This window comes from Trinickia mobilis, from assembly GCF_017315705.1.
Lineage (GTDB): Bacteria > Pseudomonadota > Gammaproteobacteria > Burkholderiales > Burkholderiaceae > Trinickia_A > Trinickia_A mobilis.
This window is the reverse complement of sequence record NZ_JAFLRF010000007.1, coordinates 2,178-16,391: the sequence shown is the minus strand read 5'-3', so window position 1 is coordinate 16,391 and position 14,214 is coordinate 2,178. Positions and strand designations below refer to the sequence as shown.

The 14,214-nt window shown below is 64.8% G+C and carries 15 protein-coding genes and 1 tRNA gene; 8 read left to right on the top strand and 8 right to left on the bottom strand.

Translation table 11 applies throughout. From position 1 onward, the window contains the following. Positions 1-13: 13 nt before the first annotated feature. The 5 genes from J3489_RS11770 to J3489_RS11750 form a co-directional block, all read right to left on the bottom strand. Positions 14-940: a CysB family HTH-type transcriptional regulator gene (locus tag J3489_RS11770; RefSeq protein WP_206998115.1), complete on the bottom strand. Its 927-nt coding sequence runs from the start codon at positions 938-940 to the stop codon at positions 14-16. A 68-nt stretch (positions 941-1,008) separates the two neighbouring features. Then, the gene (locus tag J3489_RS11765) at positions 1,009-2,076 is read right to left on the bottom strand and encodes a sulfate/molybdate ABC transporter ATP-binding protein (protein WP_206998114.1); all 1,068 of its coding nucleotides are present in this window, start codon (positions 2,074-2,076) and stop codon (positions 1,009-1,011) included. A 15-nt stretch (positions 2,077-2,091) separates the two neighbouring features. Then, the gene (cysW, locus tag J3489_RS11760) at positions 2,092-2,991 is read right to left on the bottom strand and encodes a sulfate ABC transporter permease subunit CysW (RefSeq protein ID WP_206998111.1); all 900 of its coding nucleotides are present in this window, start codon (positions 2,989-2,991) and stop codon (positions 2,092-2,094) included. Next, positions 2,988-3,890: a sulfate ABC transporter permease subunit CysT gene (gene cysT, locus J3489_RS11755; protein WP_206998109.1), complete on the bottom strand. Its 903-nt coding sequence runs from the start codon at positions 3,888-3,890 to the stop codon at positions 2,988-2,990. The genes cysW and cysT overlap by 4 nt, the downstream gene beginning before the upstream one ends. A 130-nt stretch (positions 3,891-4,020) precedes the next feature. After that, a complete protein-coding gene (locus J3489_RS11750) occupies positions 4,021-5,076 on the bottom strand; it encodes a sulfate ABC transporter substrate-binding protein (RefSeq protein ID WP_206998107.1) in 1,056 nt (351 codons plus the stop codon). A 278-nt stretch (positions 5,077-5,354) separates the two neighbouring features. Here J3489_RS11750 and lexA point away from each other — a divergent pair, with 278 nt between their 5' ends. From lexA to J3489_RS11735, 3 genes are all read left to right on the top strand, one after another. After that, entirely contained in the window at positions 5,355-6,005 is a 651-nt protein-coding gene (gene lexA, locus J3489_RS11745; protein WP_206998105.1) for a transcriptional repressor LexA, read from the top strand. A gap of 31 nt (positions 6,006-6,036) precedes the next feature. Beyond that, a complete protein-coding gene (locus J3489_RS11740) occupies positions 6,037-6,411 on the top strand; it encodes a hypothetical protein (RefSeq protein ID WP_206998103.1) in 375 nt (124 codons plus the stop codon). 141 nt (positions 6,412-6,552) lie between these two features. Continuing rightward, a complete protein-coding gene (locus tag J3489_RS11735; protein ID WP_206998101.1) occupies positions 6,553-7,197 on the top strand; it encodes a DUF2939 domain-containing protein in 645 nt (214 codons plus the stop codon). 71 nt (positions 7,198-7,268) lie between these two features. On the opposite strand, the gene J3489_RS11730 is transcribed toward J3489_RS11735, so the two are convergent. After that, entirely contained in the window at positions 7,269-7,772 is a 504-nt protein-coding gene (locus J3489_RS11730) for a universal stress protein (RefSeq protein ID WP_206998099.1), read from the bottom strand. A gap of 279 nt (positions 7,773-8,051) precedes the next feature. Between J3489_RS11730 and nodI the strand changes: the two genes are divergently transcribed. Both nodI and nodJ read left to right on the top strand, forming a co-directional pair. Beyond that, complete coding sequence (gene nodI / locus J3489_RS11725) at positions 8,052-8,966, top strand: nodulation factor ABC transporter ATP-binding protein NodI (protein ID WP_206998097.1); 915 nt, start codon at positions 8,052-8,054, stop codon at positions 8,964-8,966. Between the two features lie 37 nt (positions 8,967-9,003). Beyond that, positions 9,004-9,843, top strand: a complete 840-nt coding sequence (nodJ, locus tag J3489_RS11720; RefSeq protein WP_206998095.1) for an ABC transporter permease — start codon at positions 9,004-9,006, stop codon at positions 9,841-9,843. Between the two features lie 27 nt (positions 9,844-9,870). On the opposite strand, the gene J3489_RS11715 is transcribed toward nodJ, so the two are convergent. Then, positions 9,871-10,293 (bottom strand): hypothetical protein, encoded by a 423-nt coding sequence (locus J3489_RS11715; RefSeq protein WP_206998093.1) that lies wholly within the window; start codon positions 10,291-10,293, stop codon positions 9,871-9,873. Between the two features lie 366 nt (positions 10,294-10,659). On the opposite strand from J3489_RS11715, the gene J3489_RS11710 reads away from it, so the two are divergent. The 3 genes from J3489_RS11710 (at position 10,660) to J3489_RS11700 (ending at position 13,366) form a co-directional block, all read left to right on the top strand. Continuing rightward, entirely contained in the window at positions 10,660-12,111 is a 1,452-nt protein-coding gene (locus J3489_RS11710; RefSeq protein WP_206998091.1) for a DHA2 family efflux MFS transporter permease subunit, read from the top strand. Between the two features lie 84 nt (positions 12,112-12,195). Then, positions 12,196-13,197, top strand: coding sequence for a tRNA dihydrouridine(20/20a) synthase DusA (dusA, locus tag J3489_RS11705; protein WP_206998089.1), 1,002 nt, complete (start codon positions 12,196-12,198; stop codon positions 13,195-13,197). A gap of 93 nt (positions 13,198-13,290) precedes the next feature. Continuing rightward, positions 13,291-13,366: transfer RNA gene (locus tag J3489_RS11700), tRNA-His, on the top strand. Between the two features lie 190 nt (positions 13,367-13,556). Here J3489_RS11700 and J3489_RS37590 read toward each other — a convergent pair. Continuing rightward, positions 13,557-14,214 (bottom strand): porin (locus J3489_RS37590; RefSeq protein WP_374193448.1); only part of this gene is annotated, 658 nt, incomplete at its 5' end.

Genomic DNA, 14,214 nt, shown 5'->3' with positions numbered 1-14,214 from the left:
CCTGAGCGGGGATTTAAGCCGCTTCCCTCAACTGACCGGCGATTTCCGCCTCGCTCAGATGCGGCGCGAACATCTCGATCAGCTTGTAAGCGTACGCGCGCAGGAACGCCCCCCTGCGCAGCCCGACGCGCGTCGTGCTCGCCTCGAACAGATGCTGCGTATCGAGCGCGGCAAGCTCCGTATCGCGCTTCGGATCGAACGCCATCGCGGCCACCACGCCGATCCCCATGCCCAGCTCGACATAAGTCTTGATGACGTCCGCATCGATCGCGGTCAGCACGACGTCCGGCAGCGCACCCGCCTGCGCGAACGCCTGGTCGACGTGCGAGCGGCCCGTGAAGTCCTGGTCGTAGGTGACGATCGGATACTCGGCGATCTCTTCGAGCGTCAGGTTCTCGCGGCCGACGAGCGGATGGTGCTTCGGCACGACGACGATGTGGTGCCACGAGTAGCACGGGAACGTCACGATGTCGGGAAAGCGGTCGAGCGCTTCGGTCGAAATCCCGATATCGGCCTCGCCGTTGATGATCATCTGCGCGATCTGCTGCGGGCTGCCCTGGCGCAGCGCGAGATGCACCTTCGGGAACACCTCGGTGAACTGGCGGATCACCTTCGGCAGCGCGTAGCGCGCCTGCGTGTGCGTCGTCGCGACGACGAGGCGGCCGCTGTCCTGGTCCGCGAATTGGCGCGCGACGCGGCGCAGGTTCTCCGCATCGAGCAGCATCCGCTCGATCAGCTGATGCACCGCCTTGCCCGGCTCGGTCAGGCCGGTGAGCCGCTTGCCGCGGCGGATGAAGATATCGACGCCGAGTTCGTCCTCGAGATCCTTGATCTGCTTGGACACGCCCGATTGCGACGTGTAAAGGACATTGGCGACTTCGGTCAGATTCATGTTCTGACGCACGGCTTCGCGTACGAAGCGCAATTGCTGGAAGTTCATGGGTGCTTCTCCGGACAGGTGTTCGTTTTCGTGTTTATTGGAATATGGGCGTGCTGGGCCGTTGCCGCTCAGCGCGCGGGAAATACACGCAGCGAGCGCGGCACCGCGGTCACGCCGTCGCCGACGTCGAGCCGCAATTCGCGCCACGTGTCGCGGTCGAGTTCGGCTTCGAGCACGTTGCCGCCGCGTCCTTCGAGCTCGACGCGCACCGAGCCGCCCAACGTCACGACGCGCCGCACGTCGACGACGATGCCCTCTTGCGCCTTCTCGCCGGCATTTGCGCGCGGATAGAGCGTCAAGTCGTGCGGCCGCACGTACGCAAGCGCCGGCCCCGCGAACCCTGCCGCGACCGCGATCGGCTGCGCGGCGCCGTCCGCGACGAAGCCGCCGGCTTCGACGCTGCCGCTCAAGCGGTTCGCAGCACCCAGGAACTCGTAGACGAAGGATGTCAGCGGATGGTCGTAGACGTCCTGCGGATGGCCGCCTTGCTCGACGCGCCCATGATTCAGCACGACGATCCGGTCGGCCACTTCGAGCGCCTCTTCCTGATCGTGCGTCACGAAGATCGTCGAGATGTGCAGATCGTCGTGCAGCCGCCGCAGCCAGCTGCGCAACTCCTTGCGGACTTTCGCATCGAGCGCGCCGAACGGCTCGTCGAGCAGCAGCACCTTCGGCTCGACGGCGAGCGCGCGCGCGAGTGCGATCCGCTGCCGCTGCCCGCCCGACAGTTCCGACGGATAGCGCTGCGCGAGCCAGTCGAGCTGCACGAGCTTCAGCAGCTCGTGCACCTTCTCGCGAATCACGGCCTCGGACGGCCGTTCCTTGCGCGGCTTCACGCGCAGCCCGAAGGCGACGTTCTCGAACACCGTCATGTGCCTGAAGAGCGCGTAATGCTGGAACACGAAGCCCACTTGCCGCTCGCGTGCGCCGACGCCGCCCACGTCCTGCCCTTGCAGCACGACCTGCCCGGCATCCGCGTGTTCGAGGCCGGCGATCACGCGCAACAGCGTGGTCTTGCCGCAGCCGGACGGCCCGAGCAGCGCGACGAGCTCGCCCGGGGGAAAGTCGAGTGACACGTTATCGAGCGCGGTGAAATCGCCGAAACGTTTGTGCAGATTGCGAACGGTGATGCCCATGCGTGATACGCCTCTTTACTTGACCGACTGGGTTGCGCCCGGCCGCGCCGCGGCCATCCCGCGTTCCGCGGCGAGCTTCAGGCCGAGCGTCACGAGCGCGAGCAACGCGAGCAGCGACGCCACCGCGAACGCGGCCGAAAAGTTGTACTCGTTGTAGAGAATCTCGACGTGCAGCGGCATCGTGTCGGTCTGCCCTCGAATATGCCCGGACACCACCGACACCGCCCCGAACTCGCCCATCGCGCGCGCATTGCAGAGAATCACGCCGTAGAGCAGGCCCCATTTGACGTTCGGCAGCGTGACGCGCCGGAAGATCTGCCAGCCCGATGCGCCGAGCACGTGCGCGGCCTCTTCCTCGTCGTTGCCCTGCGCCTGCATCAGCGGAATCAGCTCGCGCGCGACGAACGGGAAGGTGACGAAGACCGTCGCGAGCACGATGCCGGGCACCGCGAAGATGATCTGCACGTCATGGTCGGCGAGCCACGGGCCGAACCAGCCTTGCGCGCCGAACATCAGCACGTAGATGAGCCCCGAGATCACGGGCGACACCGAGAACGGCAGATCGATCAGCGTCGTGAGCAAAGCCTTGCCCTTGAATTCGAACTTCGCGATCGCCCATGACGCGGCAAGACCGAAGACGAGATTCAGCGGCACGGCAATGGCCGCGACGAGCAGCGTGAGCTTGATCGCGGACCAGGCGTCGGGATCGGCAAGCGAGTCGAAGTAGTAGCCGACGCCTTTCCTGAACGCCTCATAAAACACGGCCGCGAGCGGCACGGCGAGAAAGAGCGTGAGGAATACGAGCGCGATGCCGGTCAGCGCCCAGCGCACGAAGCGCGGCTCGGCGACCGGGTCCGGCTCGCGTACCGCGCGTGCGCGCGGCGCTTGCTGGAGGACGGCGGCATCGTGGCTCATCGCACGACGCCTTCGATCGCCGGCGCAGGCACAGCCGCAGCAGAACCCGCTGCACCGCTCGCCCCGCGGCTCGTGCGCCGCTGCAAATACCATTGCAGCGTATTGATCAGCAGCAGCATCACGAACGAGACGACGAGCATCACGACGGCCAGCGCCGTCGCGCCCGCATAGTCGTACTGTTCGAGCTTCGTGATGATCAAGAGCGATGTGATCTCCGATTTCATCGGCACGTTGCCTGCGATGAAGATCACCGAGCCATACTCGCCGAGCGCGCGCGCAAACGCGAGCGCGAAACCGGTCAAGAGCGCGGGCGTCACCGCGGGCAGCACGATGCGGCGAAACGTGAGCCAGCGCGACGCGCCGAGGCACGCCGCGGCCTCTTCCTGTTCGCGCTCGAAGTCTTCGAGCACGGGCTGCACCGTGCGCACGACGAAGGGCAGGCCGATAAACGTCAGCGCGACCAGCACGCCCAGCGGCGTAAACGCGACCTTGATGCCGAGCGGCGCGAGGAATTGGCCGATCCAGCCATTGCCCGAATAGACGGCGGCAAGCGAGATGCCCGCGACCGACGTCGGCAGCGCGAACGGCAAGTCCACAACCGCATCGACGATGCGCTTGCCCGGGAACGGGTAGCGCACGAGCACCCACGCAACGAGAAAGCCGAACACGGCGTTGATGAGCGCGCCGCCGAGCGCCGCCGAAAACGTGAGACGGTACGACGCCAGCACGCGCGGCGACGCGACCGCACGCACGAACTGCCCCCACTCGAGCGTGGCCGTCTTCAGGAACGTCGCGGCAAGCGGGATCAGCACCACGAGGCTCAGATACGCCACCGTGATGCCGAGCGTCACGCCAAAGCCGGGCAAGGCGCTCGGCTTGCGGAAAGTGAACGTCGTCATGCGGATGCTCTTCTTGGGTGCGGCCCCGGAGGGAGCCGTTCGCGAGCGGCCGGCGCGTCGTCGTGACGCAATGGCCGCTCGTCGTCGTTGTTATGTCCGGCGGGGCCGGCGGTCTGACGGTGTTGCTGTCTCACTGCGGCTGATAGATCGAATCGAACACGCCGCCGTCGGCGAAGTGCGTCTTCTGCGCGTTCGTCCAGCCGCCGAACGTGTCGTCGACCGTGTACAGCTTCAGCTTCGGGAACTTGTCCGTCAGCGCCGCCGGCACCTTGCCGGAACGCGGCCGGTAGAAGTTCTTCGCGGCGATCTCCTGCCCTTCGTCGCTATAGAGGAAGTTCAAATAGGCCTCGGCGAGCTTGCGGGTGCCGTGCTTGTCGACGACTTTGTCGACCACCGCCACCGGCGGCTCGGCCAGGATGCTCACCGACGGCACGACGATCTCGAACTTGTCCGCGCCGAACTCCTTCTGCGAGAGAAACGCCTCGTTTTCCCACGCAATCAGCACGTCGCCGATACCGCGCTGCACGAAGCTCGTCGTCGCGCCACGCGCGCCGGAATCGAGCACGCCGGCGTTCTTGTAGAGCTTGGTCACGAACGCCTTCGCCGTCTCTGCGTTGCCGCCCGGCTGGTGCACCGCGTACGCCCAGGCCGCGAGGTAGTTCCAGCGCGCGCCGCCCGAGGTCTTCGGGTTCGGCGTGACGATCGACACGCCCGGCTTCACCAAGTCGTCCCAATCCTTGATGTGCTTCGGATTGCCCTTGCGCACGAGGAACACGATCGTCGACGTATAGGGCGACGCGTTATCGGGCAAGCGCTTCTGCCAGTTCTTGTCGATGAGCCCTTTGTTCGCGAGCGCGTCGATGTCATAGGCAAGCGCAAGCGTCACGACATCGGCCTGCAAGCCGTCGAGGACCGAGCGCGCCTGCGCGCCCGAGCCGCCGTGCGACTGCTTGAAGGTCGCCGATTCGCCGGTCTTCGCTTTCCACTCCTTGCCGAATGCCTGATTGATGTCCTGGTACAGCTCGCGCGTCGGGTCGTACGACACATTCAAGAGCGTCGTATCCGCATGCGCGGGCGTGCTCGCGGCAAACGCCAATACCCCGGCCACCGTCGACAGCGCGCCCAATGCCAGCGTCGCGACCCATCGACGAGCCTTGCCCGCCTGCCCCGTCATGCTTTCGGCCATTCGTTTGTTCTCCGTTTCCCAGACTGATGCTGATTGCGTCGGGCCAGTCTAGCGAAGGGCCTACATACTCAAAAATAATAAATCTTCATTTTTTAATGACAAAAAGTGGATAACGACAGGCGGAACCGGCGCTATGCGCCCCGTTAGGCTGCTCCGGCGTTACGAATGACCTCGATCAAGCATCGCGGCTGGCCCGGATGGCGACACTTAAAGTAACGCTTGAAATGTGACGAATACTGTATAAAAATACAGTCACCTGTCTATCCATACAGTGCGCCATGACCAAACTCACCGCAAGGCAGCAGCAGGTTTACGACTTGATCCGCCAGACGATCGAACGCAGCGGCTTTCCGCCCACGCGGGCCGAAATCGCCGCGGAACTCGGCTTCAGCTCGGCCAACTCGGCCGAAGAGCATCTGCGGGCGCTTGCGCGCAAAGGGGTGATCGAGCTCGCCGCCGGCGCGTCGCGCGGCATCCGCCTCTTGATGGGCGTGGACGACGCACCGCATCAATTCACGCTGCCGCATACGAGTCTGATGCAACTTTCCTTGCCGCTCGTCGGGCGCGTCGCGGCGGGCAGCCCGATCCTCGCGCAAGAACATATCTCGCAGCATTACGCGTGCGATCCGGCGCTTTTCTCGAACAAGCCCGACTACCTGCTGAAAGTACGCGGGCTGTCGATGCGCGACGCCGGCATCCTCGACGGCGATCTGCTCGCGGTGCAAAAGCGCAGCGAAGCGAAAGACGGCCAGATCATCGTCGCGCGGCTCGGGGACGACGTCACCGTCAAGCGCCTCAAGCGCCGCAAGGACGGCATCGAACTGATCGCCGAGAACCCCGATTACGAAAACATCTTTGTTCAGGCCGGCAGCGCCGATTTCGCGCTCGAAGGTATCGCCGTGGGGCTGATTCGCCCCACCGAATTCTGAACGCTGCCCGGACTCTGCCTGGAGAAACGCCATGGACCGCCTTGCCCGCCTTTTGCCCTTCCGTCAATTTGGCCGCCTGCGCCATTTGCGCGGCGCCGTGCCATGCGCGCCGCTCGAAACGAGCGCAGCGCTCACCCGCTCTGCGCGATTCGATGAGCAGCGATTTGATCAGCCGGATTTGCTAGCGGAGGCATTGGGGCCTGCGCTGCCGTCGGCGCTGCCCGCGTTCGCCCGCGTGTCGCTGAATAGCGGGTTGAACACGGAACCCGCACGGCGCGGCCCGGTGCGCGTCTATCACGGCGCTTCGCGCCTGATCATGGTCGGCACCATCGATGCGGTCTGCCGGATGATCGATCGCTGCATCGCGGCCGAACATGCGGGCGCGCAGCAAGGGCTTTTCGATTGACGGGCCCATTTGCCCAGGCGGTTGCCCACGCAGTTGCCCACTCGGTTGCGCAAGTTGCAATAGCTAACAATTGCGACGGGATCATTTTCTCGAGTTGACGGTCCACCGTTCATCGTCATTCTTTACGGAGACCTTTCCTTCATGTCCGATCCCGTGCGCTCAACGCAACGCAAGCCGGTTGCTCTTGCGATTACTGCCGTTATCGCGATCGCTGTAATCGCGGTATTGGGCTATGCCTACGCGTCGCCGTACGTCGCGCTCGATCATCTGAAACGCGCAGCGGACGCGCGCGACGCGCAAACGCTCAATCAGTACGTCGACTATCCGGCTTTGCGTCAAAGCCTCAAGGATCAAGTCACGCAAATGCTGACGCGGCGTATCGACGAGCAAAAGCTCAATAACCCGTTCGCCGCCATCGGGGCCATGATCGGGGTCGCGCTGATCGGGCCGCTCGTCGACGCATACGCAACACCCGACGGCGTCGCCGCAATCCTCAACGGCTTGCCACCGCGGGGTACGCCCGGCGAGCGTCCGCCAGCGCCGCCGGAACCTTCGGAGGACACGGCGTCAAATACGGCTCCGTCGCAACCGGCATCGGAACCGGCCCCTTCCTCGAGCCAGCCGGCATCGGCCCCGGCCCCACGGCAAACCACGGCGGCCTATCGCAGCGTCAATGAATTTGCTGTCACCTACCGGCGCGTTGCGGGCAGTGCGCAGTATTCGGCGCTTCTGCATCGCGACGGGTTGTTTTCATGGAAGCTAGTGGCGGTCGAACTGAACGATTGATCGCGCCCCGCGACGCTTGACCAAAGCGACGTGCGGCCGGTCCGAGCGAGCGGCCGCACGAGAGACACGACTTAGCGCACGGTCCCCGCTTCGCCGCTCAAGGCTGCTTCGGTTTCCGCTTCTTTTCGTTGTTCTTGCGCCGTCGAGCACGCAACGAGAATGCTGCACGATACGCGGTCGAGCAACTGCGTGTTGCCCGAGCCCATCCACCAGCGCGAGAGGCCGCTTCGGCAGCGGTGGCCTACCACGACTAGATCGGCCTGGAGTTCGTTCGCGAGATTCGCGATCTCGTCGATCGGGTGGCCGAACGCGAAATGGCCGTGCGCCTGCACGCCCCGCTCGGTCAGCCAGTTCACGCCTTCCTGAAGAATCTCGCGCGCGGCGTCCTCGAAGCGCCCGCACGCGACATCGGTCAAGAGCCCGGCGCTCTGTGCGATGCTCGTCCGCATGTCGACGACCGACAGCAGATGCGTCTCCGCCTTCAAATCGAGTGCAAGATCGGCGCCGCAGCGCAGCGCCTTGCGGCCTTCGCGCGTGCCGTCGTAGCACAACAGAATTTTTTTGTAACTAGCCATGGTTGCCTCCCTTTCACACTTCCGCGCTTGCGCGCACCTTCGTTCTAATCATGGTGCGCCGCAATTCCGCTTGCAAGGGATGGAAAACGCTTAGGGAGTAGGTCGATTCGTGCGCCAAATCGAACCGGAGCCGAATGAGAGCTCGGCTCGATGCCCGCTAGCGGCACGAGGCCCGTTGCAGCGCACAAGTTCAGGGCAAGGTCTGCGCAGAGCCGTATTTGCCGATGCACTAGAATGGCCCAAGCCTCTCAACACTCGCCTGCCGGAACCCACGCGCCCATGTCCGACGCTGCCATCGAGTTTCACGAAGTCGAAAAGCATTTCGGCGACAAAGCCGTCGTGAATGGCCTGTCGTTTCACGTGCGCGTCGGCGAATGTTTCGGCCTGCTCGGGCCGAACGGCGCCGGTAAGACGACCTCGATCAAGATGCTGCTCGGCATGAGCGAACCCGACGCCGGCATGATCCGGCTCTGCGGCGAGCCGATTCCGGCGCGGGCGCGTTTTGCGCGTCAACACGTCGGCGTCGTGCCGCAGTTCGACAACCTCGACCCCGACTTCACCGTCCGCGAAAACCTGCTGGTATTCGGACGCTACTTCGGGCTCTCGTCGACGCAAACTCGCGCGATGGTGCCTACGCTGCTCGAATTCGCGAGGCTCGAAAACAAGGCCGATGCGCGCGTCGGCGAACTGTCGGGCGGCATGAAGCGGCGCCTCACGCTGGCGCGCGCGCTCATCAACGACCCGGACGTGCTGATCATGGACGAGCCCACGACCGGTCTCGATCCGCAGGCGCGGCACCTGATCTGGGAACGCCTGCGCTCGCTGCTCGCGCGCGGCAAGACCATCCTGCTCACGACGCATTTCATGGAGGAAGCCGAGCGGCTCTGCCATCGCCTGTGCGTCATCGAAGAAGGACAAAAGATCGCCGAAGGCGCGCCGAAAGCACTCATCGAGGCCGAGATCGGCTGCGAAGTCATCGAGATCTACGGCGCCGACCCCGCGGCATTGCGCGACGAACTTGCGCCGTTTGCCGTACGCACGGAAATCAGCGGCGAGACGCTCTTTTGCTATGTGCGCGATCCGCAGCCGGTGCATGCGCGGCTCGACGGCCGGGCCGGCTTGCGCTATCTGCATCGTCCTGCCAATCTCGAAGACGTGTTCCTGCGGCTCACCGGCCGAGACATGCAGGACTGACAACCCATACCTAGAACACGCGCCAGGACCGACCGACATGGACGCTCGCCGCTACGACATGCCCAACACGCCCGACACGTCGCCTTCGACGGTCTCGCGCCTGCGCAGCGCACTGCCTGCGAACGCGACGCACTGGATTGCAGTGTGGCGCCGCAACTATCTGGTTTGGAAGAAGCTCGCGCTGGCGTCGATGATCGGCAATCTCGCCGACCCGATGATCTATCTGTTCGGTCTTGGCCTCGGGCTCGGGCTCATGGTGGGACGCGTCGAGGGCGTGTCGTACATCGCGTTTCTCGCGGCGGGCACGGTGGCGTCCAGCGTGATGATGTCGGCGAGCTTCGAATCGATGTATTCGGGATTCTCGCGGATGCACGTGCAGCGCACGTGGGAGGCGATCATGCACACGCCCCTCACGCTCGGCGATATCGTGCTGGGCGAGATTGTCTGGGGCGCGAGCAAGGCGGTGCTGTCGGGCGTCGCGATCATGCTCGTGGCGGGCCTGCTCGGCTACGCGAGCTTTCCGTCGATGCTGCTCGCACTGCCGGCCATCGTGCTCGCGGGCCTGGCCTTCGCAAGCCTCGCCATGATCGTGACGGCGCTTGCGCCGTCGTACGACTTCTTCATGTTCTACCAGACGCTCGTGCTCACGCCGATGCTGTTGCTTTCCGGCGTGTTCTTTCCGATCACGCAGTTGCCCGGACTTGCGCAGCGCGCAGCGCTTGCCTCGCCGCTGCTGCACGCGGTGGAGCTGATTCGTCCCGCGATGCTCGGCCGGCCGATGCAGGATGCTGCGCTGCACATCTACGTGCTGGCCGGCTACGCGCTGGTGTCGTTCTTCGTCTGCGCGGCGCTGTTCAGGCGCCGGATGATGCGCTGAATCCGAACGCGCAGCGGGCCGCAGCGCTCAGTCCTCGTCGTCGCTCCATGGAATCTCGACATCGCTGATGAACGCGACGGTCGCGAGCGGCCGCCCTTCCTGGCGGCCGATCTTGCCGTCCGCCCGATGCCATTCGACACGGAACACGGTGTTCGGCGTATCGGCGAGCAGCCAGACGGTGCGCAATTCGTCCGGATCGGCGTCCTCGACCGGTCCGTCGAGCGACACCAGCAGTTTCTGCGGCCACAGGCCGCCGGCCGGATCGTAAATGCGGTCGCCATCGGGAATCGACGTGAAGGCCTCGACACCGATCGTCGCCGACGACTCGACGATCATCTTGCCAAGCGCGCGCAAAAGCGCGGTCGCCCGGGCGGAATTCGCCTGCCGCATCGCAAGATCGCCGCGCGTCAGCGCTTGCTCGAGTTTGGGATTGGTTTTCTGTTGCGCCATTCGATTTCCTGGGTCCAAAGAATTGCTCTCCGGCAGCCTGCGCGGCCGGTGTTTTTGCCGGGCGAATCCTACCATCGAAGCACGCTTTCGCCGCCGGCGAGGCTCCGTGCCCGGCTCCGCCGCCGGAGGCACCGGCGCTGTCACACCTCGTCTTGCTAAAAAGTGTAGATCGCTTTTGCGCTCGAATCGTCCGATTTGAGCGGCACGCGCCTATCCCGCGCCGCGCTTTGAGCCGATCGGCCCAGCAAGCGCCGGGCAGTCGCATCCTCACGTTCCAGGCACGAGAGGCGCGAGAGGAGCACGCCCGCTAGAATGACGGACCACAGCGGCAACGCCCGACGCGCCACCTAGAGGAGAGTCTCGCCGATGTCAGGTTCCGCACCGCCGTCCACCGCGCCCGCGCGCGCAAACGAAGCGTCGCTGATCGTCATGCTCGTCGCGGCCGCGTTCTTCATGGAAAACCTCGACGGCACGATCATCGCCACCGCGCTCCCGCAGATGGCGCGCTCGTTCAATGTCCATCCGGTTGACTTGAGCATCGGCATCACGTCGTACCTGCTCACGCTCGCGGTCTTCATTCCGGTGAGTGGCTGGGCTGCGGACCGCTTCGGCGTGCGCTCCGTGTTTACAAGCGCAATCGCGGTGTTCACGGCGGCGTCGGTAGTCTGCGGAATGACCCAGGGGCTCGTCGAGTTTACTGCGGCGCGCATCGTGCAAGGCGTCGGCGGCGCGATGATGGTTCCGGTAGGCCGGCTCGCCGTGCTGCGCGCGACGCGCAAGGAAGACCTGATGCGCGCGATCGCGATCATCACGTGGCCAGGGCTCGTCGCACCTGTGATCGGGCCGCCGCTCGGCGGCTTCATCACGACCTATTCGTCGTGGCGCTGGATCTTCTATCTGAACCTGCCGCTCGGCCTGATCGGCATCGCGCTCGCGTGGCGCTTCATCGGCAATGCGCGCGAAGACGCGAAGCGTCCGTTCGACGCGCTTGGTTTCGTGCTATGCGGGTTCGCGTGCACGACGCTGCTGTACGCGACCGAACTGATCGGCCGGAGCGTCGCGCCCTGGCGCGAAGCGCTCGTCTTCCTCGCCGTGGGCAGCGCTGCGGGCGCGGTTGCGCTCGTGTATTTGCGACGCGCGCGCAATCCCGTCGTCGACTTGTCGGCGTTTCGAGTGAAGACCTTCGCCGTCTCGATGACAGGCGGATCGCTCTTTCGGATTTCGATCAGCGTCGTGCCGTTCCTGCTGCCGCTGATGTTCCAGGTCGGGTTCGGCATGAACGCGTTCCGCTCAGGCCTGCTGACGCTCGCGGTGTTCGCGGGCAACCTGTCGATGAAGCTCGTCACGACCCCCGTCATGAAGCGCTTCGGCTTTCGCGCAGTGCTGCTCGCGAACGGCGCGTTCGCCGCCGCGACGCTCGCGGCGATGAGCCTGCTCACGCCCGCGACGCCCTACGTCTGGATCGTCGCCCTGCTGTTCGTCAGCGGTTTGTCGCGCTCGCTGCAGTTCACCGCACTCAACACGCTCAGCTTCGCCGACGTGCCCAAGCTGCAAATGAGCGGCGCTTCGACACTCGCCAGCACGCTAAACCAGATGGCGATGGGCATGGGGGTCGCGTTCGGCGCGATCGCGCTGCGCACCGCGACCTGGCTGCACGGCCATTCGGCGCAACCGAGCACGCCGGACGACTTCGCGCTCGCGTTCCTGCTCGTCGCGGCGCTCGGGCTCGCAGGCATCTTCGACGTGTTCGGCCTCGATCGCGACGCGGGCGCGCACGTGAGCGGGCACGTCAGGCGGGAAACCGCACCGTTGCGGTAAAATTGCGGCCTGAGTTGCGCGCCGCGCCCGGCTTGTTCGCCGCCGCGCGTGCAAGCTTTCCGCCCTTCACCGCCGATTTTTCCCATGCCGTCATTGCCTCGTTCCAGTCCTCGCCGCGTATCCGTAGCGCCGATGATGGATTGGACTGACCGCCACTGCCGTTCGCTGCACCGGCTGATCTCGCGCCATACGTGGCTGTACACGGAAATGGTGACGACGGGCGCCCTGCTTTACGGCGACGTCGCCCGCCATCTCGCGTTTTCGGCTGAGGAAGCGCCGGTCGCGCTGCAACTCGGCGGCAGCGAGCCGGCCGACCTCGCGCGCTCGGCGAAGCTCGGCGAGCAATGGGGCTATGACGAGATCAATCTGAATTGCGGCTGCCCGTCCGAGCGCGTGCAGCGCGGCGCGTTCGGCGCGTGCCTGATGAACGAGCCGCAGCTCGTCGCCGATTGCGTGAAGGCGATGCGCGATGCGGTGTCGATTCCGGTGACGGTCAAGCACCGGGTCGGCGTCGATGTCGTCGAGGATTATGAATTCGTGCGCGATTTCGTGGGCACGATCGCGGAAGCGGGCTGCGAGGTCTTCATCGTGCACGCGCGCAACGCGATCCTGAAGGGCTTGTCGCCGAAGGAAAACCGCGAGATCCCGCCGCTCAAGTATGAGTACGCGTACCGCCTGAAGCGCGATTTCCCGGCGCTCGAGATCATCATCAACGGCGGAATCAAGACGCTCGACGAAGTCGAGTCGCATTTGCAGCACGTCGACGGCGTGATGCTCGGGCGCGAGGCGTACCACAATCCGTACGTGCTGGCGGAGGTCGACGCGCGCTTCTACGGCGCAACCGAGCCGCCGCGAACGCGCGAGCAAATCGAAGCGGACCTGATCCGCTACTGCGCGGACGAGCTTGCGGGCGGTACGTTCCTCGGCGCCATCACGCGCCATGCGCTCGGCCTCTATCGGGGCGTGGCGGGCTCGCGCGGCTGGCGCCGCGTGTTGTCGGATAACAAAAAGCTGGCCGCGCGCGACCTCGCGATCTTCGACGAAGCGCGCAATTGTTTGCGCGAGCCGATCGAATTTATCGATTAAGGGGGCTTGGCAAGCCTGGTCTATGTTCGTATAATCTCGCTTCTTGATTGATCGGCAAGCTAGTTCTGGCAAGCCAAGCAGCAAGTGTCAATGGTGGCTGTAGCTCAGTTGGTAGAGTCCAGGATTGTGATTCCTGTCGTCGTGGGTTCGAGTCCCATCAGCCACCCCAACAAAATCAAGCGTTTAGCCCGGTCTCTATGACTGGGCTTTTTGCTTTCTGGCGTCCGTGTAGGCGCTGTGCAAGCAAATCCGGTCAACGCGCCGACCGTTCGCATGGGGCCCGAAAAAAAGCCCGTCACCGGCGTGAGTCGGGACGGGCCTTATTACAGCGTGTTGCGTCAGCCGTCAGTCAAGTCCGATCAGAACTTGTGACGCAGGCCGAGGACGAACAGCTCTTGCGTGCTGCTGCCGCCGCCGTAGCCGTACGAGCCGATCGAAGCGACGGCGCTGACGGTTTGCGTGCCGAGCGCGTTAAGCGTATCGCCGCTCGCGTGCTGGTAAGCGCCAACCAGGTACACGTCGGTGCGCTTCGACAGGCTGTAGTCCGCGCCCAGCGAAACCTGATGGTAGGTCGCGCCCGTGTTGCCGCTCGACTTCGTGTAGCTGTAGCCGAGGCCCAGCAGCAGCGCAGTGTTCGCTTGGTAGATCAAGAAGCCTTGTCCGGTGTTGTACTTCTCGGTCGAGGTGAACGCAGAGAAACCGTCGTTCTTGTACTGCGAGTTGCTGTAGGCGGCGCCGACCGTGAAGGGGCCGGCGACGTACTGTGCGGCCACGCGCGCGATGTTGATCGACTTGGCCGTCTGGTAGCCGAGGTTGACCAGCGATCCGTCGAACGGGCCGTCCGACGTGCTGCTCCAGCCGCCGGCGCCAGCCGTTGCCGTGCGCGCGCCGTTGTTGTTGTCGGCCACGAAGTAGCCGGCAGCCACGGACAGCGGGCCGTTGTTATACGTTGCGGCAAGCGACCACGTCTGGCCCGAACCCGTCTGGCCTGCCTTGCCGCCCAGCGCGTACATGCCC

Coding starts and splice junctions, on each gene's coding strand:
- J3489_RS11770 (WP_206998115.1), bottom strand. CDS start 940: ATGAACTTCCAGCAATTGCGCTTCGTACGCGAAGCCGTGCGTCAGAAC.
- cysT (WP_206998109.1), bottom strand. CDS start 3,890: ATGACGACGTTCACTTTCCGCAAGCCGAGCGCCTTGCCCGGCTTTGGC.
- cysW (WP_206998111.1), bottom strand. CDS start 2,991: ATGAGCCACGATGCCGCCGTCCTCCAGCAAGCGCCGCGCGCACGCGCG.
- J3489_RS11710 (WP_206998091.1), top strand. CDS start 10,660: ATGTCAGGTTCCGCACCGCCGTCCACCGCGCCCGCGCGCGCAAACGAA.
- J3489_RS11735 (WP_206998101.1), top strand. CDS start 6,553: ATGTCCGATCCCGTGCGCTCAACGCAACGCAAGCCGGTTGCTCTTGCG.
- J3489_RS11740 (WP_206998103.1), top strand. CDS start 6,037: ATGGACCGCCTTGCCCGCCTTTTGCCCTTCCGTCAATTTGGCCGCCTG.
- J3489_RS11765 (WP_206998114.1), bottom strand. CDS start 2,076: ATGGGCATCACCGTTCGCAATCTGCACAAACGTTTCGGCGATTTCACC.
- nodI (WP_206998097.1), top strand. CDS start 8,052: ATGTCCGACGCTGCCATCGAGTTTCACGAAGTCGAAAAGCATTTCGGC.
- nodJ (WP_206998095.1), top strand. CDS start 9,004: ATGGACGCTCGCCGCTACGACATGCCCAACACGCCCGACACGTCGCCT.
- J3489_RS11750 (WP_206998107.1), bottom strand. CDS start 5,076: ATGGCCGAAAGCATGACGGGGCAGGCGGGCAAGGCTCGTCGATGGGTC.
- J3489_RS11730 (WP_206998099.1), bottom strand. CDS start 7,772: ATGGCTAGTTACAAAAAAATTCTGTTGTGCTACGACGGCACGCGCGAA.
- lexA (WP_206998105.1), top strand. CDS start 5,355: ATGACCAAACTCACCGCAAGGCAGCAGCAGGTTTACGACTTGATCCGC.
- dusA (WP_206998089.1), top strand. CDS start 12,196: ATGCCGTCATTGCCTCGTTCCAGTCCTCGCCGCGTATCCGTAGCGCCG.
- J3489_RS11715 (WP_206998093.1), bottom strand. CDS start 10,293: ATGGCGCAACAGAAAACCAATCCCAAACTCGAGCAAGCGCTGACGCGC.